The organism is Pseudomonas sp. BRM28 (assembly GCF_002939405.1).
GTDB classification, from domain to species: domain Bacteria; phylum Pseudomonadota; class Gammaproteobacteria; order Pseudomonadales; family Pseudomonadaceae; genus Aquipseudomonas; species Aquipseudomonas palmensis.
Window position 1 is genome coordinate 3,324,087 of the sequence record NZ_PEFV01000001.1, and the last position, 21,984, is coordinate 3,346,070.

Genomic DNA, 21,984 nt, shown 5'->3' on the forward strand with positions numbered 1-21,984 from the left:
TGTGGGCAGATACTCCCTGACGGAGTAGCGCCACATTTCCCTGACGTCCGATTGCAAAAAAGATCAGCGAGGCACCAACCAAATGGCGTCGTCGCGCCGTTGCAGGGTGGCGTTGGCCAATACCGGCAGGGTCTCGACGAAACTTTCTATGTCACCCAACTGCACCACCGCCGACAGCCGACGTTGCGACGGGCCGAGGACTTTCAGGGGTAGCCGCTGGTAGCGCGACAACACCGCAGCGACCTCTGCGAGGCTTGCATCCTCGAAGTTGAGGTTGCCGTCGGCGAAGCTGAACGCCGCCGAAGCCGAGCGGGCAAGGCGGGTTAAATGGCCAGCCACATCGCAACGAATTACCTGGCCAGCTTCGAGTACCGCCTGAGCGGTATCGCTATCGACCTGTACACGTCCGCGCTCGACGCTGACCTGGATCTGCTCAGGCAGGCGCTCGACCACAAAACGTGTGCCCAGCACCCGCACCCGTGCCAATCCGGCTTCTACCAGAAATGGCCGCTGGGCATCGCGCTGTACCGAAAAAATCGCCCGCCCCCGCAAGAGCATCAGGTACCGCTCGCCGCTGGAGTAGCGCACGAGCATTAGCGAATCGGCATCGAGGGTCAGTTGGCTGCCATCGTCCAACGCCACCGACCGTTGCTCGCCGATGCCAGTGGCGTACTGCACTTCACGGCCAACCAGCCGCGACCAGGTCAGCAAGCCCCCCAAGCCCGACATCGCCAGCAGCCCCAGCAGGCTCCCGCCCAACAACCGCCGACGCCTGACGCCCTCCATGGCCCCCGCCAATGCCTGGGTCTGCGAGGTGTGGGTAAAGCCCTGCCACAGGTCGACGAAGGTCTGGTATTCCTCGACGTGCCGCGGGTCTGCTTCCAGCCATTGGTTGAAGCGCGCACGTTCTGGGTGATCGTCGGGCAATTCGAGCATCCGAGTGAACCAGCGTGCAGCCTGCTGGCGAACATCGCTCATGACAACAGCGCCCGCGCCGCACGTAGGTCGAGCATCGCACGGATTAGATGGCGCTCGACCGCCGACAGAGATATCCCCAGCAGCTTGGCGATCTCGGGTTGGCGGCGGCCTTCGATACGCGCCAGCCAGAACACCTCCCTGCACCGTGGTGGCAGGCAATCGAGAATACGTTGCAGTGCATCCAGGCGCTGGGCCAAGTCCGCCAGGTGTTCAGTCGATGGCGAGACAGCCGCCTCGCCGGCCACGACCATCAACGGTTCAAGTGTTCCTTCACCCTCGGGCAGCCCCACATAGCGACGCGCCTCACGGTAATGGTCGATCAGCACCGAATGGGCGATGCGCCGCAGGTAGGCATTTGGTTGCTCGATTTTCCGACGCTGGGACGCCAGTACGAAGCGTATGAAGGCATCGTGCAGCACGTCACAGGCGCGTTGCATGCACTGGGTGTGCCGGCCGATCCCCAGGAGGAGGTCGGAATATGCCCACTGCAAATTGATGCCTTTCCACTCCATCCCAATGCTTCCTTTCCCAGCAAGATGGCGGATCATAGGCACCCAGAGCAGCAATGGCAAATGGGAATCATTCTTTTTGATAGGTGGGATATCCAGCTTTGGATATGGAGTACACCTAAGACCAGCAACGATGGCTGCGAAAATATTTACCTCGGGGCGCCGGCTCTGGTGACTATACGACCACTATTCAGCCCGAAGATGTCGATGAATCCAGATGCAATTTCTGCGTGGACTCACCGGCAGCTATGGGTCGGAAGCGGTCGTCCATAGATATCCGCTTCTGGCCGAAAGCAGCCTTCACCAAAAACCAGGTATCGATCGATAGCCCCACAGACAGCCTCAACCAACCCGCCCTTGAACATCCCCCAACACCCGCTAACCTTCGCCCATCGCTTTTTGTCTGCTGTTTCGTGTCATGGCGGCTGTGCGTGGGGTGCATTCGTGCGCGCCGGGTTCCTTGATTCCCGGTCTACCAACCTGCGTACAGCGCCACCCTTCGTCTGGTAGCGATAGGTGTCGGCTCCGCCAATCAAGGGAACTGCACAATGACAAGAATTGTCCCCGAACCCCGCGTGTTAATCCCCGCAAAACCACCTACACCGCCTTCGGCTGTTGCAACGGAAACCACCCTCCCCTGTTTTCCGTCTGCGAAGGCATCGAGCTCGAAGATGCGTTGGTCCATCTGTCGCTACAGATCCAATGCGCCAAGGAGATGGCGACAGGCCGAGGTTGGCCAGAAGCAGACCTTCGTGCCGCAAAAGTGGAGTTGACTTGCTATTGAACGGTCGGTGGACGACGTTCGTACACCTCAGTAACTTTACCATTTTGCGAATTGCGCATAGGAAAAGTAGCTGTGATCGATGATCCGTTACCAAAAAACTGGCGGGGCCTCCAGACAGGTGTTCAACAAATCTTCCGAAACGTCGGCTTGCTTGCTGACGTCGAGGTTGATTTGGGAACGCCGCGTGGCTCGGTGAATGTGGATGTCCACGCAATAGATGTTCGGAGCGTGGACAAAATCAGATACATCGTCGAGTGCAAAAACTGGGGCAGTGCCGTACCCCAGTCCGTAGTCCATTCGTTCACAACGGTGATGCACGAAACCGGCGCGAACATCGGATTTATCATTTCGAAGCGTGGGCTACAGCAGGGTGCCAAACGATACACCCAAAACACAAATATCGTTGGGATGACATACTTAGAGTTTCAGCAAAGATATTTTGAGGCTTGGTGGAAGAGGTACTTTTGTCCACGTATAGGCGATGCAGCGGACAACCCGCTTCGGTACACCGAGGAGTTCAACAGTGTTCGAGACAGCGCTTACGAAAAGCTTAGTGCTCAAGATCAAGAAAAATTTGATCGGCTAAGGCAAGAGAACGGTGGATCGCTAATGATCTTGTCTATGTTCAATTAGTTGGTCATGTCGCCAGTGTTGAACACCGGCACCATGCTGGATGTTCCAACGAATCTGGATAGTTTAAGACCAAGGTACTCGCAAAGATTACTCCTCACATCGAATGGCATTGCTACACCTTTCGGGGGTTGCTAGACATCATTCTGAAATACCTAGCAGACGTGGAAGGAGATTTTGACGCAATATTTGGAGGATCTATATTTGAACCAAGAGATCCTATCAGCAGGGTGACTGCTGATGGCCCCCCTTTGGAGGATGGTATCTATCACCGCTGACTCGCCGGCTAGTGCGATAGTGTGCGTTGTCGATTGCGCTCGTCTAAGCGTTGCTACGAAAGGCAGGTAGCAGCCTTGCGTGAAGGGCAACTATTGGACGATTTCCGCCGGTAGTGATAGGCAGAAAACGGCCATAAGCAACCATTCACATGAACGCCCTTTTCGAGCCTAGACAGCTGGGTTTAGGTATACGAAACCAAGGGCAACTCAGATTATTTATCTCGCCCAGCCTAATTCCGCTAGGCTCTATAATTCAGACTTTATGTGCTAGTGAGTATTTCTTCTATAAGAGTTCTTAAATTATCTGCCAGTAGCATGTTCAAAGGACAACCATTTATGTGAATATCGAGAAAGCGTCGTCCTCCTCCTAGCAGGTCGGACAGACGGATATGCAATAACTCTATCGTCCCCTCTGAGTTTTTACGCGTTAGCTCTGCTTTGGCATCCGGCGTAAGATTCGCAGCAGTCAGAATAATACCTGTGTTTATTTTTTCCCGGTCCATATCTAGGATGAACCCGCCCAGTTGCTCCCGCGTGAAGTCGCTTTGACGTACCTTTATATTTAATGCCGCATTGGTCTCAGGTGTAAGTGAACCATTTTTAATTTGCGAAAAGCGTACTACTCCGTCGATTCCACCATCCGCAGCCCCCCGTCTTGCGGGGAGCCCTGTTACCTCGATGAAAGGGGCAGCGCTGAGCAGAGCTCGGATTCGCACTTCCATAATGTCGCGTTTAAAGCTAGGCGTGGTACGCAGCAGCTGATTGACAAGCGTCTCTTCTAAAATACCCACTACGCATCACCAAAAAGAGCTTTCATTTGTTCCGACGAATATTTCAGACAAAAGTTAACTAATGCCTCAGAGCTATCAAGGGACGTCGGTGCTTGGCTGGCTATAATTATGATTTCCCAATTCATCGCCTTGATTTTTACCATTTCACTCTTAGGTGGTAGTTTCTCGTTTGAATCCGCAGTCTGAAGCTGCTTTACAATTGCAAGTTTGTCGAGGACGGCATTTTCAAGAATGTCGCAATCTCTCAGGGCTAATCTTGCCGCAGCATTAGAGATAGCGCGCTCGATTGCAGCCGTTGTTGACCTCACACCGTAAAAAATTCGAAGTTTTTCTACCTGCGGCTTATCTAAAGATTGCTCACTAAGATTAATAGACACCTTTCGTCGAGCGTTAGTTTTTAATGCTTCAGCTCCAACTTTTCGGGCTCTCGTAGAGTTACTCATATGCCTATTTCCGCAAGAAGGTTGTTCAGTGCAGTATTATATGCTGCATCACTTAACCGAATTGGAGCACTAGTTGTAGAGGCGTAAGGTACAGTGGTAGTGAGCATCAACACCTCGATGCCCTCGATGGAGAGCGCGTTGCGCAGGATTGTAGCCCCTTCTGTGGCATCGCCTGGATATGCCATATTTGCGAATACCTTCATCTTTGGTCCATTGGGGGAAAGATACGCACCCACCGCAACACCCCTAAGCTCATGTGGAATTCTTATCAAGCCAACTTGGTCGAGAGGATTGATCGGTGAGATAACTCTCCAACCGTTTTGATCCGCCCTAAGCAGATCCTCAAATACAGTGTAGCTGTCGTCAGTGTCGATTACCGCATAATCAAAGTTCGACGAGCCGGGGAATCGAGTCGGAACCGCTTCAGTCTCCCTTGAGTCGATCTTATTACCTGTTCCTGCGGCAAACTCTGGAGTCTGTGCCAGCGCTTGGCTCATCAAGAGTCCACCTGCAAGATCCACGGCGAGAACCCTTTGGCCGCGCTTGGCCAAAAGTAACGCTATATTCGTAGCAGTTGTCGTCTTTCCAACGCCGCCTTTCGGCGTATTAATCATAATCTTTATCATTGGCTTCTAATCTTGGCTTAGAGGATGGCTGCTTGCTCTTTAGGTTGAAAGCCTTGCCGGACAAAGCAGAATCACGAGATTACCGCAAAGTCTTGTGGACTGGGCAACCTCAAGCGCCAAGGCAGTGAATCGCCCAGATGTCCTCGGTGCAGACTGGTTTATTTTGGCTGATAGCCGCCCCTGATGGATGTCCGCTTCTGGCCGAAAGCAGCCTTCACCAAAAACCAGGTATCGATCGATAGACCCATAGACAGCCTCAACCAACCCGCCCTTGAATATCCCCCCAATCCTCGCTACCCTTCGTCTCGCCGCTGCCAATTCAGCGGCCGGGTCTGCAAGCCCGCCAAGCAAAAGGCGCACAGCGCCACCTGAAAGTCACTGGCGCTTTTTTGTGCCCGTGGTTTCTATTTATGGTGGCTACGTGTGGGAGACCTTCGGGTCTGCCGGGTTCCTTTTGCCCCGGTCTTGCAGACCCGCACGTAGCCGCCACCCTATCAACTGCAAGTGATAGCTGGCGGTTCCACTGCAAAAGGGAGCTGCACAATGACAAAAATCGTCCCCGATCCCCCGCTTGTTAATCCCCGCAAAACCGCCTACACCGCCTTCGGCTGTTGCAACGGAAACCACCCTCCCCTGTTTTCCGTCTGCGAAGGCATCGAGCTCGAAGATGCGTTGGTCCATCTGTCGCTACAGATCCAATGCGCCAAGGACACCACCGCACAAGCTTGCGAACGCGCCGACGCGCAGTTCAAGCACCTGCTGGTGGCAGCGCAGCAGTCGCTGGAGATGAGCACCGTGTTGATCGACACGGTGCTGGACGGCATGGAGGCGCAAGCGGTAGACGCGTAACGACGTGACACCCGGGCCGCAGACGCGGCTCACTGATAGGTGTGCCTATACGCCAAGTAGGAGCCGGCTTTGCCGGCGAAGCGACGCGCGGGCAGCGCGCGGCCTAGAGAGCGCCATCACATTCAAAGCATGCCCCCCAAACCCAGATGCAATTTCAAGACAGGTGACTGGGGATGTCTTCAGAAAGGCCACCAAAGGATCGCGGTGAAGTTATCAGGTGCCAGTCAATGCTGTTGTGCCGGTCACAAGATCGAGCGCCGCGAGCGCGGCGCTTCGCCGGCAAAGCCGGCCCCTACATGGGCTGCCACGTGCCAACGCCTGTGAGATTCGAGTTGTCAGCCACTACAACTACACCACCAGAATCGCCTCATGCACATCAATTGTCGGAATCGGCACCACACAACGGCGCGTGTCGAGCCACTGGCGCATCTTGCAGGCATCGAAAATCTGCCCCTCGTCCATCATCGCCAAGATGAGCGTTTGAGACATACGGTAACATCCACACTGAAGGCAACGCCGCCCTTCCCACCCGGCTGGGCAGTCGATGGCCTCGGCGTGGCCGGCGCAGATCAGACAGCTCATGCAACCCCCTGATTGTTTTTCTGGGCGGGAAGGAACGTGCTGGTTACACCACAAAAAACAGCGTTCGAAAAAGGCATGAAAATTCCGTGCCAAGGCACGTATCTCGACAGATGGCAGCTGTTTCGGGCACCCGCCTCACTGGCCCCTGCGAAGGTCGTCGATCAGGGTCTTGTACCCGGCCACCTGCTGCTTGACGTAGGTGCGCAATTGATCACCGGTCAGGGCGAACGGCAGCAGCCTGAAGCCGCTGCGAAGCTGGGCGAACTGTTCCGAGGCCAGTAGCTGGTCGAAGGTGTGCTTCCACCAGGCATAGTCCTCGTCGCTGACCCCGGGCCCCAGATAGAAGCCCCTGACCACCGGGCAGACGATGTCGTAGCCCTGTTCCCTGGCGGTGGGTACGTCCTTGAGCTCACCACCCAGGCGTTCTTCCGAGAGTACGGCCAGCAGGCGCATCTCGCCGCGCTGCAGGTGCGTGATGACCTCGAACGCATCGGTACTGCTGACTTCGATGTAACCGCCCAGCAACGCCGTGGCGCTTTCGCCGCCGCTTTCCAGGGCGATGTAGCGCAATTCGCCAATATCGATACCCGCGGCCTTGGCGAGCAATGCGGCCTGCACCCAGTCCTGCCCGCCGGCAGTGCCGCCGGAGCCGAACAGCACCTTGCGCGGCTGCTGCTTCAGCGCCTTGACCAGGTCGTCGAGGTTCTTGTACGGGGAGTCGCTTCTTACCGCGATGGCGCCATAGCTTTTGCCCAGGGCGGCGACCCAGCGTACCGCGCCCTCGTCGAAGCGCCCGAACTTGCCCTGGGCAAGGTTGAGCAGCGACCCGCTGGACCATGCGATCAGGGTGCCCGGCTCTGCCGGCCGTTGCGCGATGATGGTGTTGTAGGTCACCGCCCCGACCCCACCGGGCATGTAGGTGATCTGCATGGGCTGGTCGAACACCTTGTCCTGGGCCAGGGCTGTCTTTATCAACTGGCACATCAGGTCCCCACCGCCACCCGATGAACCGGGCACGATGCACTCGGGCGAAGACGGCGGCGCCGCCAGCAACGAAGTGGCGAACAGGGAGCAAGCAATCGAGCAGATACTGCGCAGGAAAAACGTCATGGCGGTCGCCTGTTATTGTTTTTGGTATGACTTGGCAGTTGCGCACCGGGCGGGTTGTCGCCAGTGCACAACTGCACGTACCAAATCTTAGGCTGTGTAGCTTTCTCCAACCTTGCAGCAAGGCAGCGTACGCTGCCCGCGCCATGACTGCAAAACCGGCACCACGGCAGTTACGCAGCGCCCGCCTGGCGGCCGACGCTCAGCTGCAACTGGGCAACGCGCCCGATCTGCTCCCAGTCGATCTGCAGGCCCAGGCCCGGTTGCTGCGACACCGTCACCTGCCCTTGCGCGTTGGTGCGGATCGGGTTGGCGGTGGCGAACTCGAACAGCTCGACCTCGCACGCCTGTTCGAAGTAGCTGCACACCGGCTGCCCCAGCATCAGGTGCAGGTTGGCCGCCTGCGCCAGCGAATGCCCCCAGCTCTGCAATTCGACCTTGAGCCCGCTGGCCGCAGCGTGGTGGATGATCTTCAGCGCGGGGGTGATGCCGCCGCAGGTCATCACATCCACCCGCACACGGCTCCAGCACTGCTGGCTGGCGGCAAACGCCACCAGCTGGCTGTCGGTGATGGCGTTGCCGGCGGCCAGCACCGGCACCTGCAGCCGCGTGCTCAAGTGTCGGTACCCGGCCAGGTCGTAGTCGTCCAGCGGCGCCTCGAACCAGGCGTAGCCCAGCTCGCCCAGCACCCGCCCGACCTTGAGCGCGGCGTCCAGGTCGTAGCGCTGCTCCACGTCCAGCATCAGCGCCAGGCCCTTGTCGCCGTGGGCCCGCTGAACCTGCTCGAGCAGTTGCAGGTCGCGCGCCGGGTCGCACCAGCAATGGAACTTGATGGCCGCAAAGCCCGCCTCGACCAGTTGCTGCACGGCGTCCACATAGGCCTGCGGCGTGGCCAGCACCGGGGTGCTGGCGTAGGCGTCGATGCGCTCGCGGTAGCCGCCCAGCAGCCTGAACAGGGGCAGGCCCGCCGCCTGCGCCGCGATGTCCCACAGCGCCACGTCGATCAGCGCCTGGGCCTGGGCCGAGCGCGCATAGGCCCTGGGCTTGAAGTGCATCCACAGCCCTTCGCGCTGCAGTGCCGAGCGCCCGAGCAGGTCGGGGATCATGTCGCGCAGCGTCTCGGCCAGTACCGCGTCGGGGTGGTGCGTGGTGTACGAATCGGTAGCCGCCACGCCGACGATGCCGTCGCAGGTGCTGATGCGGATGAAGGTGTGCGTGGTGCACGGCGCCGGTTGCTCCGGGGTCCAGGTGGAGCCGCGCAGCGGCGGCGCGCACACGAACACCTCGACCCGGTCGATGATCTGGTTGTGCATGGGGGCCTCCCGCCTCTAGGTGCGAACGCGATAACGCTCGATCATCGCCTCGTCCAGTATCACGCCAAGGCCTGGGCTGTCGGGCACGCGCACATGGCCGTCCTCCAGTGCCAGCAGGTTGCTCACCAGGCCACGGAACAACGGGCTGTCGCTTTGCGAGTATTCGATCAACTCGCCAAACTCGCTGGCCGCCAGAAAGTGCACGGTGGCTGCCAGCAGGATGCCGGTGCTGAAGCCGTGGGGCACCAGTTGCGCGCCGTGCAGTTGCGCCAGTTCATAGATGTGGCGCATCTCGCTGATGCCGCCGCAGCGGGTGATGTCGGGCTGGATGATCGCCGGGCGCGAAGCCTCCAGAAAGTGACGGAACTCGTGCCGCGTGGCCAGCCCCTCGCCGCCGGATACGCGCAGCCCGGAGCGCTCGGCCAGGTACGCCAGGCCGCGGGTGTCGTCCGAAGGCAAGGGTTCCTCGATCCAGTTGAGGTTGAACTGGCGCAGTGCATCGCATTGCACCAGCGCGTGGGAGTAGTTGCGCCAGCGCCCCACCAGGTCGATCTGCAGTTGCACGTCGTCGCCGATCTCCTCGCGCACCAGTTGCAGCAATGCCTTGTCCCTGGGCAGGTCTTCGCCAAAACCTGCGCCGCCGAGCTTGATGCTGCGCAGGCCCTGGGCCAGCAGGCCGCGTACCCGCTCGCGGTTGCCGGCCTCGTCGGGCCGCGGGATGAAGGTGCCGTAGGCGGCGATGCGCTCACGGTACTTGCCGCCGAGCAGGGTGTGCACCGGCACGCCGTAGTGCTGGCCGGCGATGTCCCACAGGGCGATGTCGAGCGCGCTGATGGCATGGATGGCCACGCCGCGCCGGCCCATGTATTCGCAGTGGCGGTACATCTTCTTCCACAGCCGGTCGATTTCCAGCGGGTTCTCGCCGACCAGGATGTCGCGCAGCCCCTGGCAGGTTTCATGGGATGCCGGGGTTTCGATCAGGGCCTTGACCACGGCCGGCGAGCTGTCGGTTTCACCGATGCCCAGCAGGCCGCTGTCGGTGTAGATGCGCACGATCAACGCATCCTCACCCCACTCGCAGGGCTGGTCGAGCGCAGGCACGCGCAACCAGATCGCTTCTACATCGACTATTTTCATTGCAGGTTTTCCAGAGTTTTCGGGGCGCCCTGGCAAGCTTGGCGAGGGGCCTGTTCGGCGTCGCACGCAGTGCCCTGGGCCAGGCGGGCGGACTGCGCTTCGATCAGGTGTGCGGGCATTGCCGCGTAGTCTTCGCGCAGCCACTTCAGCAGCCCCCAGATCTTCACCATGAGGATGAAGATGAACGGGATGGCGGTGAGGATCACGGCAGTCTTGAGGGTGTTGAGCGAGGCATTGATGTACAGCATCGCCAGCGGCAGCACGGCCAGCATCAGGCACCAGAACAGGCGCAGGCTCGGCGACGGGTCCTGGCCTTCACGCAGGTTGCGGGTGCTGGTGGCGGCCACGGTGTAGGCCACGGCGTCCAGGTGCGAGGCCAGGAACACCAGCATGAGCAGGAAGTACACCACCGACAGCAGTTTGCCGAACGGCAGGCTGGCGAGCAGCATCGACACCGCCGCTTCGCCGCCGGCACCGCTGAGCATGGCCGGGGCATTGACCACATCGGTGACGAACTGGTGAATGGCAAAGCTCTGCAGGCTGCCGAAGAAGAACCAGCAACCGCCGCAGCCGCCCAGGATCATCGCCAGTACCACCTCGCGAATCGTGCGGCCCTTGGAGACGCGGGTGACGAAAATTGCCACGCCCGGCGTGTAGGTGATCCAGTACAGCCAGTAGAACACGGTCCAGTCACGGGAGAAGCCGCCGTCCCCGGTAGGGTCGGTGAACAGGCTCATGTGGATGAAGTTCTGCAGGGTCAGGCCGATGGCGTTGGCGATGTTGCTGACGCTGAACTGGGTCGGCCCCAGCAGCAGCACGACCAGGGCGAACAGCATGGTCATGCCGCAGGCCAGTTTTGCCAGGCGCTGCATGCCGGAGCTGATGCCGATGTAGGAGCTGAGCGAGAACACCAGTGTCACCAGGATCACCAGCGACGCCTTGAGCATGAAGCCGTCGGCAAGCCCGGTGAGGTCCGACAGCCCCTTGGCCACGGTGGAGGTGGTCAGGGTGGTGGTCAGCACCAGCCCGCCGAAGGTGGCGAACAGGAAGATCAGGTCGATGACCCGCCCGACCGAGCCGTGGGCCTTGTAGCCGGTGATCGACTCGATGATGCCCGCCAGGCTCAAGCCTTTGTTCTTGCGCACATGGAAGTGATACGCCATCGCCAGCGAGGCGATGCCGTAGATGGCCCACGGGGTCACGCCCCAGTGGAAGAACGAGTAGGCGATGCTCATCTCCAGCGCCTGCTTGCTGGCGGCGGTTATGTTCAGGCCCGGGGTGAGGTAGTAGTAGGCCCATTCCATGAACGCCCAGTACATGGTCGCCGAGCCGAGGCCGGCGCAGATGAACATGAAGATCCAGCTGGTGTTCCTGTACTCGGGCTTGCCCTCGCCCAGGCGGATGTTGCCGTACTTGCTCATGCCCAGGCCGATCACCAGCACCACGCAGGCAAAGCCCAGTACCTGGACCAGCACACCGAAGGTGGTGGTGGCACGGGTGAAGAGCTGATCGGCCAGTACCTTGGCCTGATCGGGGAACATCATCAAACCGATGACCGTCAGCGATATCACCACGATGCTGGTGAAAATCAGCGTCAGGTCTTTCTGGGTGTTCTGCTGCATAGTGAGTCCCAACTGTTGTAATTATTGGACAGACCCCCGTATTGGCGGGCTCGGCGGCTAATGTAAGCTGGTGCCCAGCGCCGAGAGAATCGCGATTTGGTAATGGACTAATAACGAAGTCTTATGAATAAATTCGCCCTGACCCGCCTGCCGCACATGACCCTGCTGCTGGCCTTCAAGACCGTTGCCGAGCACGGCAGCTTCACCCGTGCCGCCACCGCGCTGCACCTGTCGCAGTCGGCCATCAGCCAGCAGGTGGTCAAGCTGGAGGAGGCATTGGGGGTGACGCTGTTCGTGCGTTCGACCCGTACCGTGGCCCTGACCAGGGCCGGCGCCGCGCTGCTGGACGATGTTCGCGCCCCCTTCGACCAGCTGGTGGCCGCCTTCGAGAAATGCGCGCGCAAGGCCGCACCGTCGGTGCTGCACATCGAGGCCGAGCCGGTGATGAGCGCGTTCTGGCTGACCCCGCGCCTGAAGCATTTCACCCAGCGCTTCCCCGCGCTGCGCATCCAGCAACTGCTGAGCACCCAGCGCGTCGAGTTTCCCGACGAGGTGGAGCTGGCGATCAAGTGGGGCACGGCCGACTGGCCGGGTTTCGACACGCAGTTTCTGATGGGCCTGAACTACGTGCCGATCTGCTCGCCCGCATTGCTCGAAGGGCCCGACGCACTGCGGGTGCCGGCCGACCTGGCGCGTCACCCGCTGCTGCATGACCGGCATCATCACGACTGGGAAGCCTGGCAGGCGCTGTACCCCACGCCAGGGCTGGAGGTGCGCAGCGGGCACGTGGTCACCGACTCCAATGTGCTCGCGCAGCTGGCGATCGAGGGGCATGGTGTCGCCCTGTGTGCGATCGAGCTGACCGAACGGGCGGTGCGCAGCGGCGAACTGGTGATGCCCTTCCCCGAGCTGGTGATGCCGCATCAGCTGGCGTATTACCTGCTGACCAAGCCGCACAAGCAGATCAGCGACATGGCCCGGCAGTTCATTGCGTGGCTGAAGGAAGAGGCAGGCAACGGGGCGTAGTGCGTGAATGGGTGCCCGATCAGCCCATCAGCTCGACATCCGGAATCGCCGCCACCGTGGTTTCGCGCAGCAGCGCCAGGAACTCGACGACATAGGGTTTCTGGCTGTCTGCCGGCAAGGTGGCAGCCCAGATATCCGAGATAAGCCCCTCGCGGGTGATGGGCCTGGCCGTCACGTACTGACGCTGGAGGTAGGTCTGCACGGCCCAGCGTGGCAGCACCGCAATGCCGCGCCGCGCGGCCACCAGCATCAGGATCGCGACAGTCAGCTCGGCGGTGCGGCGCACAGGCTTGATCCCCGCGGGCCGCAGCAATGAGCGGACAATGTCCAGCGCGTCTTCCTCGATCGGATAGGTCACCAGGGTTTCGTCGATAAAGTCCTCGGCCGTCAAGAACTCGCGCAGGGCCAAGGGGTGGTCGTTGGCAACCAGTGCCACCAGCGGATAGCGAAACAGCCCGTGAAAATCGACCCCTTCCTCGTCCCTTTCGGAGCAGGACACCAGTGCAAGATCGGCGGTGCGCTGATGCAGCAGGCCAACGGGATCGTCGTGATAACCCGATACCAGGTCCACTTCCACCTCAGGCCAGCGTGCTCTAAAGGCATCGACTGCGGGCATGAGCCAGTCAAAACAGGTGTGGCATTCGACAGCGATACGCAAGGTACCGCCGGTGCCTTCGGCCATCTGCAGCAGGTCACGCGTGGTCTGATTAAGAATGGGCACCACTTTGTCGGCGGCTTCCAGCAGCCGCTTGCCAGCCGGCGTAAAGACCACCGGGGAAGACTTGCGAACGAACAATGGGGTGCCGAAAAACTCCTCCAGCGCCTTGATGTGATGGGACAAGGCGCCTTGGGTCAGTCGCATCCAGGACGCGGCGCGGGAGACGCTGCCGCTGTCGCGCAGGGCCACCAGCGTTTGCAGGTGGCGAACATCGATCGGGATTCTGTCCATTAAATTTACTGAGGTTAGGTGACGATATTATTCGTTTGAATAATAGACCTGCGATTTTCATACTTCCAGCCTCGATTTCACCCAGGCAAGACAGAGGCTGCACGCAAGATGAAAAACACACACATGCACAGGCAGGTCGGCATTCTGGCAAGTGCACAGGCCTTGTTCCAGACGGTTTCGGTTCTGGTAATGACCATCGGCGCACTGGCAGGCGCCCAGTTGACCCACCGCGCCGACATGGCCACATTGCCTATCGCCAGCATGTTCCTGGGCACCGCACTGGCGATGTTTCCGGCCTCGTCATTCATGGCAAACGCCGGGCGCAGGGCCGGCTTTGTACTTGGCGCGGCGCTGGGCGTGACCGGCGGCATGGTCGCTGCCGCCGGTATCTGGTTCGGCTCCCTGGCCCTGCTCGCACTGGGCACCTTCCTGGTCGGCACCTATCAGGCCTTTGCCCAGTTCTACCGTTTTGCCGCAAGCGAGGTCGCGGACGAGAGCTTGCGCCCCAAGGCCATCTCGCTGGTGCTGGCAGGTGGCATAGTCGCTGCACTGCTGGGGCCGGCGTTGGCGCGGTTCGGAGGCCAGTGGATAGGCCCGCAGTACTTCGGGTCATTTGTTCTGCTGACCGTCGTCGCCGTGTTGGGGCTGGGCGTGCTGCTGTTTCTGGATATGCCTGCCACCGAACCACCGGCGGCGGCCCTGGACAAGGGCCGGCCATGGGCCCGGATCGTCCTGCAGCCGACCTACCTGGTAGCCCTGTTCGGCGCGGTGACCGGCTATGGCGTGATGATACTGGCGATGACGGCGACTCCGCTGGCGATGCTCCACCATCACCATCCGCTGGCCACGGCCGCCACCGTCATCCAGTTGCACGTGATGGGCATGTTCCTGCCCTCGTTCTTCACCGGCGCCCTGATTTCCCGGCTGGGTGCGGCGTGGGTGATGCTGCTGGGCGTGATGCTGCTGGCCTTGCACGTTCTGACCACCTGGTCCGGCACGGGCTTCAATGCCTTTGCCAGTGCTCTGGTTCTGCTGGGTGTGGGCTGGAATTTCCTGTTCATCGGCGGCACGGCCTTGCTGACCACAACCTACAGCCCGGCGGAAAAGAGCCGGGCCCAGGCGACCAACGACATGGCGATCTTTGCGGTGGGATTGACGTGCTCGTTTGGCGCCGGCGGCCTGCTCGACGTGTTTGGCTGGCAGGTGCTGAATGCGCTGCTGCTGCCTTGGCTGGGGCTTGCCGGCCTGATGATCGTATGGCGGCTCGTGGCTGAAAACCGCACCCGAACGCTACCGCAGGGCTAGGGCCGCACGGGGTGTGGCACCCGGGATGATCCGGCAAGCACTCCAGCTCTTGTATAGACTGGGTCTGGACGCGCCTCATCACTGACGGGATTGCACGATGAATCACCGCTACACCCGCCTGGACAGGCTGGCCAGCAGTTCACTGCGCCTGAACATGGGGCTTGCCGTGCTCCTGGGCCTGGCGCTGCTGTTGACTGGCTTGTGCTACTGGGGCGTGAATCGCGTGCTGCAGAAGCAGGAAGACACGGTGAAGTTTCACTTCGCCCGCCTGATGGAAAACATCCGCGAGCAGGAAGCCTTTCTCAGCGCCGTGTCGCGCAAAAGCGCCGAAGGCCAACTGCTGGGCGCCTCCAGTGTGCCGGTGGTGGTGCAACGGTCTTCGTCCGATGCCACCGGTGCGGTCTATGAAGAAATCGAATACGCCTTCTCCCTGCCGTTCAGCGTGAAGATCAACCCGGCCAGGATCGCAGCCTCGCAACACGCCAGCGTCTCTACCCTGGGGGCGAACCTGGCCAACTACTACAGTGCATTCTGGTCGGCTTCGCACTATCAGTCGCCCCAGGTGCTGCTGTTCAACCTGCCGGACAACTTCGATATCAGCGTACCGGCCATGGGGCGCCTGCGCGGCACGGGTCGGCCCCGACAAGAGGACTTCGATCGTGTGGTGCGCCAGGTGGGCAAGAGCCTGCACGACCACGCGCCGCAGGACCACCAGGTGCAGTGGGTGCCCTATGACGCAGGCCCCGATGCCCCTGCCACTGTGCTGGGGTATGTCGACATCGACCTGTCGGCAACCCGGCTGCACATTTCAGGGGCCAGCCCCTCGGTGGTGGTGGCGTCCATGTTCACGCTGGATCAGGTCAACAACATCGAACGCATCATGCAATGGTCGATCTACGATCACTTCAGCCTGATCGCCCCCACCCGCGAGGCATTGGTGGGCGAGTTCAAGCCCGATCGGGTGCTGCATGAAGGCCTGAACCTGAACGCTGACGGGCTGGTGTTCCGTGTGACAAGCCCGGGCGAGCAGCCATGGACCGGCATCTATGTGATCGGTTTCAAAAGCTTTGTGGACTATGCCTTCTGGCCGCTGCTGGGGCTGGTTGCACTGATGCTGGCCGGATTGGGCGGCGGCTGGGCGTTCAATCACTGGTATCGCAAGCATGTGGTGTTGCCTGCCCACCGTGCACTTGAAGACATCGCCGAGAGCGAGGCTTTCAGTCGAGCCGTCATCGACACGGCGCCAGCCGGTCTGTGCGTGCTGCGTTGCAGCGACTACGCGGTGCTGCTGGAAAACCAGCACGCCCAGCAGTCCCACGGCAGCGCCACGCTGATCGGCGCCCTGCGTCGACAGCACGACCTGGCCGAGCGGGGCTCAACCGATCTGCAGGTTGAAGGCCGCCATTGGCACGTGAGCCTTGTGCCTACCCGCTACCACGGCGAAAACGCCTGGCTGTGTGCCTTTCATGACGTTACCCGGCTTGTCGAAGATGCCGCCAGCCTTGAACAGGCGCGCTTGGCCGCCGATTCCGCCAATGAAGCCAAGACACGTTTCCTGGCCACCATGAGCCATGAGATCCGCACACCGCTGTACGGCGTACTGGGCACCCTGGAGCTGATGGGGCTGACCGCGCTCGACCCGCGCCAGCAGCACTACCTGCAGACCATCCAGCGATCATCGGCCACCCTGTTCCAGCTGATCAGCGACGTGCTGGATGTGTCGAAGATCGAATCCGGACAGATGACCATCGACGATCTGGACTTCTGCCCTCTGGAGATGATCGAGGCCACACTCGGCACCTACAGTGCATACGCCCAGGCCAAAGGCTTGCAACTGTATGCCTGCATCGATGCCGACCTGCCCGACCGGCTGCGCGGCGATCCGTTGCGCATTCGCCAGATCCTCAACAACCTGCTGAGCAATGCCATCAAGTTCACCGACAGCGGCCGGGTGGTGCTGCGGGCTCGGGTCGTGGAACAGGACAGCGAATACAGCCAGTTGCAGTGGCAGGTCAGCGATTCGGGACTGGGCATTTCCCAGGCCCAGCAGGTGCATCTGTTCGACCCGTTCTATCAGGTGCGCGACGCCAGCAGCGAGGCCGGTGCAGGCCTGGGCCTGTCCATCTGCCGCCGGCTCTGCGAACTGATGGACGGCCAGCTCGACGTGGTCAGTGCAATCGGGCTGGGCAGCAGTTTCACCCTGCAGCTGAAGCTGCCCCGCGCGCCCGGCGCACTCACCGACTGTCCTGAATTCGAGCCATCCACCGCCCCTGTGTACGTGCGCGCACCCGTCCCGGAACTGGCCCGGCACCTTTGCGCCTGGCTCGTTCGGCTGGGGGTCGACGCCCGTCCGCTGGCCAGCGACATGGGTTCGGGCAACGACGCGACACTGTTGGTGGACATGCTCGCGTCCGGTCAAGCGTGGGCTGGCCCCCGGATCAACGCCGTACCGGGCGGGCCCAACCCACCCGACCACGGCGCTGATGGCTGGGAGGTCGATGCCTACGACGTTCGCGCGATCGCCAGGGCGGTGGGCCTGGCGCACGGCGGTCACGACACGCAGCACAGCGCCTGGCCAGCGGGCACCCGCCAGCCACTGGACCTGCGGATTCTGGTAGCCGAAGACAACCCCATCAATCAGGCGATCATCAAGGAGCAACTCGAAGCCCTGGGCTGCGTGGTCACGGTGGCGTTCAACGGTGAGCAGGCACTGGCACTCTGGGCGCCCGGGGCGTACGACCTGGTGCTCACCGACGTCAACATGCCGGTTATCAATGGCTATGAGCTGACCCAGGCATTGCGCCAGCAGGATGCCGACCTGCCCGTGATCGGCATCACAGCCAACGCCATGCGCGATGAAGGCGAGCGCTGCGCGGCCGTGGGCATGAACGCCTGGATGGTCAAGCCCCTGAACCTGCACACCTTGCGCACTCAGCTGTTGCAGCACTGCGAGCTGGTTCTGCCGCAGCCCTTCACCGAGGTCGACGACGCCGCCACCACACCATCGAGCGACGTCGACACCGTCCACGTTCCGCCTGCGATGCGAAAACTGTTCATCACCTCGATGCGCGACGACCTGCGCAAGATCCACGTCGCACTGGACAACGCCGATGCCGGCGTCCTGGCGCAGGTACTGCACAGCCTGGGCGGCGCCCTGTGCTCGGTTCAGGCGTTCGCCCTGGCCACCTTGTGCGCCGAACTGGAATGCCAGCTTGCGGGGTCGCACATCACGCCGCAGCTGGCCCGGAAAGTACGCCAGGTGCAAACGCGCCTGGAGACCGTGCTGAACACACAGCAGACCCTGGACGGTTGAAGCCGTCCTGTCTTGCGTATTCGAAGAGGATTGTTGCGCAACGAAAAAAGGGCCACTTTTCAGTGGCCCTTCTTTCTGACGAATTACAGACCTTTCGATCTGTAGCTCCAAATACTGGAGCGGGAAACGAGACTCGAACTCGCGACCCCGACCTTGGCAAGGTCGTGCTCTACCAACTGAGCTATTCCCGCGTCGTGTTGATGGGGGCCATTCTAGCGATTTTAAAAACGCCGTCAACCCCTTGATTCAAAAAAGTTTATTTTATTTCAGAGCCTTCACGCAGGTGCGGCCAGGCTGCACGCAGGTAGTGCACCATCGACCACAGGGTCAGCCCCGCCGCCACCAGCAGCAGCGCATAACCCAGGCCTACCCAGAACCCCCACACCGGCGGATTGCCCAGCAGGATCACCAGCGCCAGCATCTGCGCCGCGGTCTTCCACTTGCCCAGGTTGGACACCGCCACATGGGCACGTGCGCCCATCTCGGCCATCCATTCACGCAGCGCCGACACCACGATCTCGCGACCGATGATGACCGCCGCCGGCAGCGTGAGCCACAGGTTGGCATGCACCTGCACCAGCAGCACCAGGGCCACGGCCACCATCAGCTTGTCCGCGACCGGGTCGAGGAAGGCGCCAAACGGAGTGCTCTGCTGCCACCGACGAGCCAGGTAACCGTCCAGCCAGTCGGTGGCGGCGGCAACGGCAAACACGCTGCTGGCGGCTATGTAGCTCCAGTGATACGGCACATAGAACAGCAGTATGAAGATCGGTATGAGCAGAACGCGTAGTACGGTAAGCAGATTCGGGATATTCATCGGCACAACTGGCTGCGAGGTGAGCGGGCATTCTACTCGCTATGCAGGCTGTCATAAATCGACTCGGCAAGCTTTTTACTGATTCCGGGTGCTTTGGCGATTTCTTCGACGCTGGCACGGCTCAGTTCCTGCAGTCCGCCAAAGTGTTTTAGCAGGTCGCGCCGGCGCTTGGGCCCTACCCCGGCGACGCCTTCCAGGGTCGAGGTGCGCCGCGTCTTGCCGCGCCGCGCGCGATGACCGGTGATGGCAAAACGGTGCGCCTCGTCGCGGATCTGCTGGATCAGGTGCAGCGCCGGCGAGTCGCCCTTGAGGGTGAACTCGTGGGCCACATCGTTGAGGTACAAGGTTTCGAAACCGGCCTTGCGCGTGGTGCCCTTGGCCACGCCCAGCAGAATCAGGTCGGGCACGGCCAGTTCCTGCAGCACGTCGCGGGCCATGTTCAGCTGGCCCTTGCCGCCATCCACCAGCAGCACGTCCGGCAGTTTGCCCTCGCCGTCCTTGATCCGCGAGAAGCGCCGGGTCAGGGCCTGGTGCATGGCCGCGTAGTCATCGCCGGCGGTCACGCCCTCGATGTTGTAGCGCCGGTAGTCGGACTTGATCGGGCCCTCGGGGCCGAACACCACGCAGGAGGCCACGGTGGCCTCGCCGCTGGAGTGACTGATGTCGTAGCACTCCAGGCGCTGAGGGGTTTCATCCAGGTCCAGCACCTGGGCCAGCGCATCGAAGCGCGCGGCCATGTGCTGGCGGTTGGCAAGACGCGCCATCAGCGCCTGCTCGGCGTTGGTCACGGCCAGTTGCTGCCAGCGCGCTCGGGTGCCGCGCACCCGATGGCTGATGGTCAGCTCGCGACCCCGCAGGGCCTCGACGGCGGCGCACAGGGCTTCGAAGTCTTCGTGCACCACGTTGACGATCAGCTCGGCAGGCAGTTCGCGCTCGGCGTTGCCAACGTAGTACTGGGCCAGGAACGCCGATAGCACCTCGGCCACGTCTTCCTCGATGCCCACCTGCGGAAAGAAGTTCTTGCTGCCCAGCACCCGCCCGCCGCGCACGCTGATAAGGTGCACGCACGCCCCGCCCGGGTTGACGAAGGCGGCCACCACATCCACGTCGCCGCTGCCGCCCTCCATGCTCTGCTGATCCTGCACGCGGCGCAGCAAGGCGATCTGGTCGCGCAGCTCGGCGGCACGCTCGAACTCCAGGGCCATCGCGGCGCGCTCCATCTCTTCGTTGAGCTCGTTGGTCAACTGGTGGCTGCGCCCCTCCAGGAACATCACCGAGTGGCGCACGTCGGCGGCGTACTCCTGTGGCTCGACCAGGCCGACGCACGGCGCCTTGCAGCGCTTGATCTGGTACTGCAGGCACGGCCGGGTGCGGTTGGCGTAATAGCTGTCTTCGCACTGGCGCACGAAGAAGGTCTTCTGCAGCAGGCTCAGGCTTTCGCGAATGGCACCGGCACTGGGGTAAGGGCCGAAGTACCTGCCCTTGGCCTTCTTGGCCCCGCGATGGATACCCAGGCGCGGGTAGTCGCCATCACTGAGGAACACATAGGGGTAGGACTTGTCGTCGCGCAACAGGATGTTGTACGGCGGGCGCCATTCCTTGATCAGGGTCTGCTCGAGCAGCAGCGCCTCGGTCTCGTTGGCGGTAATGGTGGTCTCGACCTGAGCGATGCGCGCCACCAGCGCGGCTGTCTTGGGCGCCAGGCCCGCCTTGCGAAAATAGCTCGCCAGGCGCTTCTTGAGGTTTTTGGCCTTGCCGACATACAGCAGGCGCGCGCCTTCATCGAACATCCGGTAGACACCCGGACGTCCGCTGCAGGTCGCCAGAAAGGCACTTGAATCAAACGCTGGGGTCATATCAGAGGTTGGCGTCAACCATACCGTGGCGCACGGCCAGCAACGTCAGTTCCACGTCGCTGGTAACGGAAAGTTTCTCGAAGATCCGGTAACGGTACGTATTCACCGTCTTCGGCGACAAGCACAGCTTGTCGGAAATGATCTGCACCTTCTGGCAACCGACGATCATCAGGGCGATCTGGATCTCCCGCTCCGACAGGCTGTCGAACGGCGAGGCATTCTGCGGTTCGAACGACTTGAGTGCCAGCTGCTGGGCTATCTGCGGGCTGATGTAGCGCTGCCCGGCAAACACCAGGCGAATGGCCTGGACCATTTCACCCAGCCCGGCGCCCTTGGTCAGGTAGCCGGCCGCACCGGCCTGCAGCAGGCGGGTGGGAAACGGGTCTTCCTCGCACACGGTCACGGCCACCACCTTGATGTCGGGGTGGCTGCGCAGCAGCTTGCGGGTCGCCTCCAGGCCACCGATGCCGGGCATCTTGACGTCCATCAGGACCACGTCGGGCTTGAGTTCGCGGGTGAGTTTCAGTGCTGCCTCGCCGGAATCGGCTTCCCCTACCACCTGCAGGCCGTCGATGTCGGCCAGCATGCGGGTAATGCCCGTACGCACCAAATCGTGGTCATCGACCACCAGGACCCTGATCAAGCAGACACCTCGCGTTACGGTGTGAATTGTATCCGGCCACCTTAGCAAAAAATCGACCGGGTGAGCTAACTGTAAACGCCATCCGGCTGACGTCAATTTCCCAGCCTTCCTACGTGGCTTCCTACGCGGCTCATCGTCACTGCAGCTGGGCTTCTGCCTGGATGAGCAGACCTGCCTGTACAGGCACAGGCCACGCATGAAACTGAAACTATGCCCGGCTCGCCACGCGGAGCACAAGCGGTGGCGAATGCAAAAAAAGCAACGCCAATAAAACAGGCTGTTCACGCTCGCGATGCACTCATCAACACAACTAACCCGTCGCCCGATTGCAACTTTCAAAACATTAAGCTGAAACGGTTTACCTAATTAAATGAAGGCGATTTGCCACTATTTAAAGTTATGTAAAAACCCCGTGGAAGCATTTTT

At 61.1% G+C, this 21,984-nt stretch carries 19 protein-coding genes and 1 tRNA gene; 5 read left to right on the top strand and 15 right to left on the bottom strand.

The window, feature by feature from the left end:
* Positions 1-63: 63 nt before the first annotated feature.
* Positions 64-978, bottom strand: coding sequence for a FecR domain-containing protein (locus CR917_RS15685; RefSeq protein WP_104572599.1), 915 nt, complete (start codon positions 976-978; stop codon positions 64-66).
* The gene (locus CR917_RS15690) at positions 975-1,490 is read right to left on the bottom strand and encodes an RNA polymerase sigma factor (protein WP_104572600.1); all 516 of its coding nucleotides are present in this window, start codon (positions 1,488-1,490) and stop codon (positions 975-977) included. Before CR917_RS15690 ends, CR917_RS15685 begins: the two co-directional genes overlap by 4 nt.
* An 853-nt stretch (positions 1,491-2,343) precedes the next feature.
* Here CR917_RS15690 and CR917_RS15695 point away from each other — a divergent pair.
* Entirely contained in the window at positions 2,344-2,904 is a 561-nt protein-coding gene (locus CR917_RS15695; RefSeq protein ID WP_256589690.1) for a restriction endonuclease, read from the top strand.
* A gap of 535 nt (positions 2,905-3,439) precedes the next feature.
* Here the strand turns inward: CR917_RS15695 and CR917_RS15700 are convergent.
* The 3 genes from CR917_RS15700 to CR917_RS15705 are packed head-to-tail and all read right to left on the bottom strand — an operon-like array spanning position 3,440 to position 5,039.
* Complete coding sequence (locus CR917_RS15700) at positions 3,440-3,970, bottom strand: restriction endonuclease (protein WP_104572601.1); 531 nt, start codon at positions 3,968-3,970, stop codon at positions 3,440-3,442.
* Positions 3,970-4,413: a hypothetical protein gene (locus CR917_RS27105; protein WP_146095017.1), complete on the bottom strand. Its 444-nt coding sequence runs from the start codon at positions 4,411-4,413 to the stop codon at positions 3,970-3,972. The genes CR917_RS15700 and CR917_RS27105 overlap by 1 nt, the downstream gene beginning before the upstream one ends.
* Complete coding sequence (locus tag CR917_RS15705; RefSeq protein WP_104572602.1) at positions 4,410-5,039, bottom strand: AAA family ATPase; 630 nt, start codon at positions 5,037-5,039, stop codon at positions 4,410-4,412. Before CR917_RS15705 ends, CR917_RS27105 begins: the two co-directional genes overlap by 4 nt.
* A gap of 543 nt (positions 5,040-5,582) precedes the next feature.
* Between CR917_RS15705 and CR917_RS15710 the strand changes: the two genes are divergently transcribed.
* Positions 5,583-5,888: a DUF6124 family protein gene (locus tag CR917_RS15710; protein WP_058540395.1), complete on the top strand. Its 306-nt coding sequence runs from the start codon at positions 5,583-5,585 to the stop codon at positions 5,886-5,888.
* Between the two features lie 348 nt (positions 5,889-6,236).
* Here CR917_RS15710 and CR917_RS27440 read toward each other — a convergent pair whose 3' ends face one another.
* The 5 genes from CR917_RS27440 to CR917_RS15730 form a co-directional block, all read right to left on the bottom strand.
* Entirely contained in the window at positions 6,237-6,377 is a 141-nt protein-coding gene (locus CR917_RS27440) for a hypothetical protein (protein WP_173925052.1), read from the bottom strand.
* 228 nt (positions 6,378-6,605) lie between these two features.
* Positions 6,606-7,580, bottom strand: coding sequence for a tripartite tricarboxylate transporter substrate binding protein (locus CR917_RS15715; RefSeq protein WP_104572603.1), 975 nt, complete (start codon positions 7,578-7,580; stop codon positions 6,606-6,608).
* A gap of 170 nt (positions 7,581-7,750) precedes the next feature.
* Positions 7,751-8,890 (bottom strand): mandelate racemase/muconate lactonizing enzyme family protein, encoded by a 1,140-nt coding sequence (locus tag CR917_RS15720; protein ID WP_054916483.1) that lies wholly within the window; start codon positions 8,888-8,890, stop codon positions 7,751-7,753.
* Between the two features lie 15 nt (positions 8,891-8,905).
* Complete coding sequence (locus CR917_RS15725) at positions 8,906-10,027, bottom strand: mandelate racemase/muconate lactonizing enzyme family protein (RefSeq protein ID WP_043860271.1); 1,122 nt, start codon at positions 10,025-10,027, stop codon at positions 8,906-8,908.
* A complete protein-coding gene (locus CR917_RS15730; RefSeq protein WP_104572604.1) occupies positions 10,024-11,649 on the bottom strand; it encodes a BCCT family transporter in 1,626 nt (541 codons plus the stop codon). The genes CR917_RS15725 and CR917_RS15730 overlap by 4 nt, the downstream gene beginning before the upstream one ends.
* 123 nt (positions 11,650-11,772) lie before the next feature.
* Between CR917_RS15730 and CR917_RS15735 the strand changes: the two genes are divergently transcribed.
* On the top strand, positions 11,773-12,675 hold the full coding sequence (locus CR917_RS15735) for a LysR substrate-binding domain-containing protein (protein WP_100632494.1): 903 nt from the start codon (positions 11,773-11,775) through the stop codon (positions 12,673-12,675).
* A 19-nt stretch (positions 12,676-12,694) separates the two neighbouring features.
* Here the strand turns inward: CR917_RS15735 and CR917_RS15740 are convergent, their stop codons facing one another.
* Complete coding sequence (locus tag CR917_RS15740; RefSeq protein WP_054916486.1) at positions 12,695-13,624, bottom strand: LysR family transcriptional regulator; 930 nt, start codon at positions 13,622-13,624, stop codon at positions 12,695-12,697.
* Between the two features lie 108 nt (positions 13,625-13,732).
* On the opposite strand from CR917_RS15740, the gene CR917_RS15745 reads away from it, so the two are divergent.
* Positions 13,733-14,929 (top strand): MFS transporter, encoded by a 1,197-nt coding sequence (locus tag CR917_RS15745; protein WP_256589692.1) that lies wholly within the window; start codon positions 13,733-13,735, stop codon positions 14,927-14,929.
* 97 nt (positions 14,930-15,026) lie between these two features.
* Entirely contained in the window at positions 15,027-18,242 is a 3,216-nt protein-coding gene (locus CR917_RS15750) for a hybrid sensor histidine kinase/response regulator (protein WP_104572606.1), read from the top strand.
* A 115-nt stretch (positions 18,243-18,357) separates the two neighbouring features.
* Here CR917_RS15750 and CR917_RS15755 read toward each other — a convergent pair.
* The 4 genes from CR917_RS15755 to uvrY form a co-directional block, all read right to left on the bottom strand.
* Positions 18,358-18,433 (bottom strand) — tRNA-Gly (locus CR917_RS15755).
* A 65-nt stretch (positions 18,434-18,498) separates the two neighbouring features.
* Positions 18,499-19,059, bottom strand: a complete 561-nt coding sequence (pgsA, locus tag CR917_RS15760) for a CDP-diacylglycerol--glycerol-3-phosphate 3-phosphatidyltransferase (RefSeq protein ID WP_043860267.1) — start codon at positions 19,057-19,059, stop codon at positions 18,499-18,501.
* 32 nt (positions 19,060-19,091) lie between these two features.
* Positions 19,092-20,915, bottom strand: coding sequence for an excinuclease ABC subunit UvrC (uvrC, locus tag CR917_RS15765; protein WP_043860266.1), 1,824 nt, complete (start codon positions 20,913-20,915; stop codon positions 19,092-19,094).
* A 1-nt stretch (position 20,916) separates the two neighbouring features.
* Positions 20,917-21,558 carry a UvrY/SirA/GacA family response regulator transcription factor gene (gene uvrY / locus CR917_RS15770; RefSeq protein ID WP_043860265.1) on the bottom strand — a complete coding sequence of 214 codons (642 nt, stop codon included), beginning with the start codon at positions 21,556-21,558 and terminating at the stop codon, positions 20,917-20,919.
* Between the last annotated feature and the right edge of the window lie 426 nt (positions 21,559-21,984).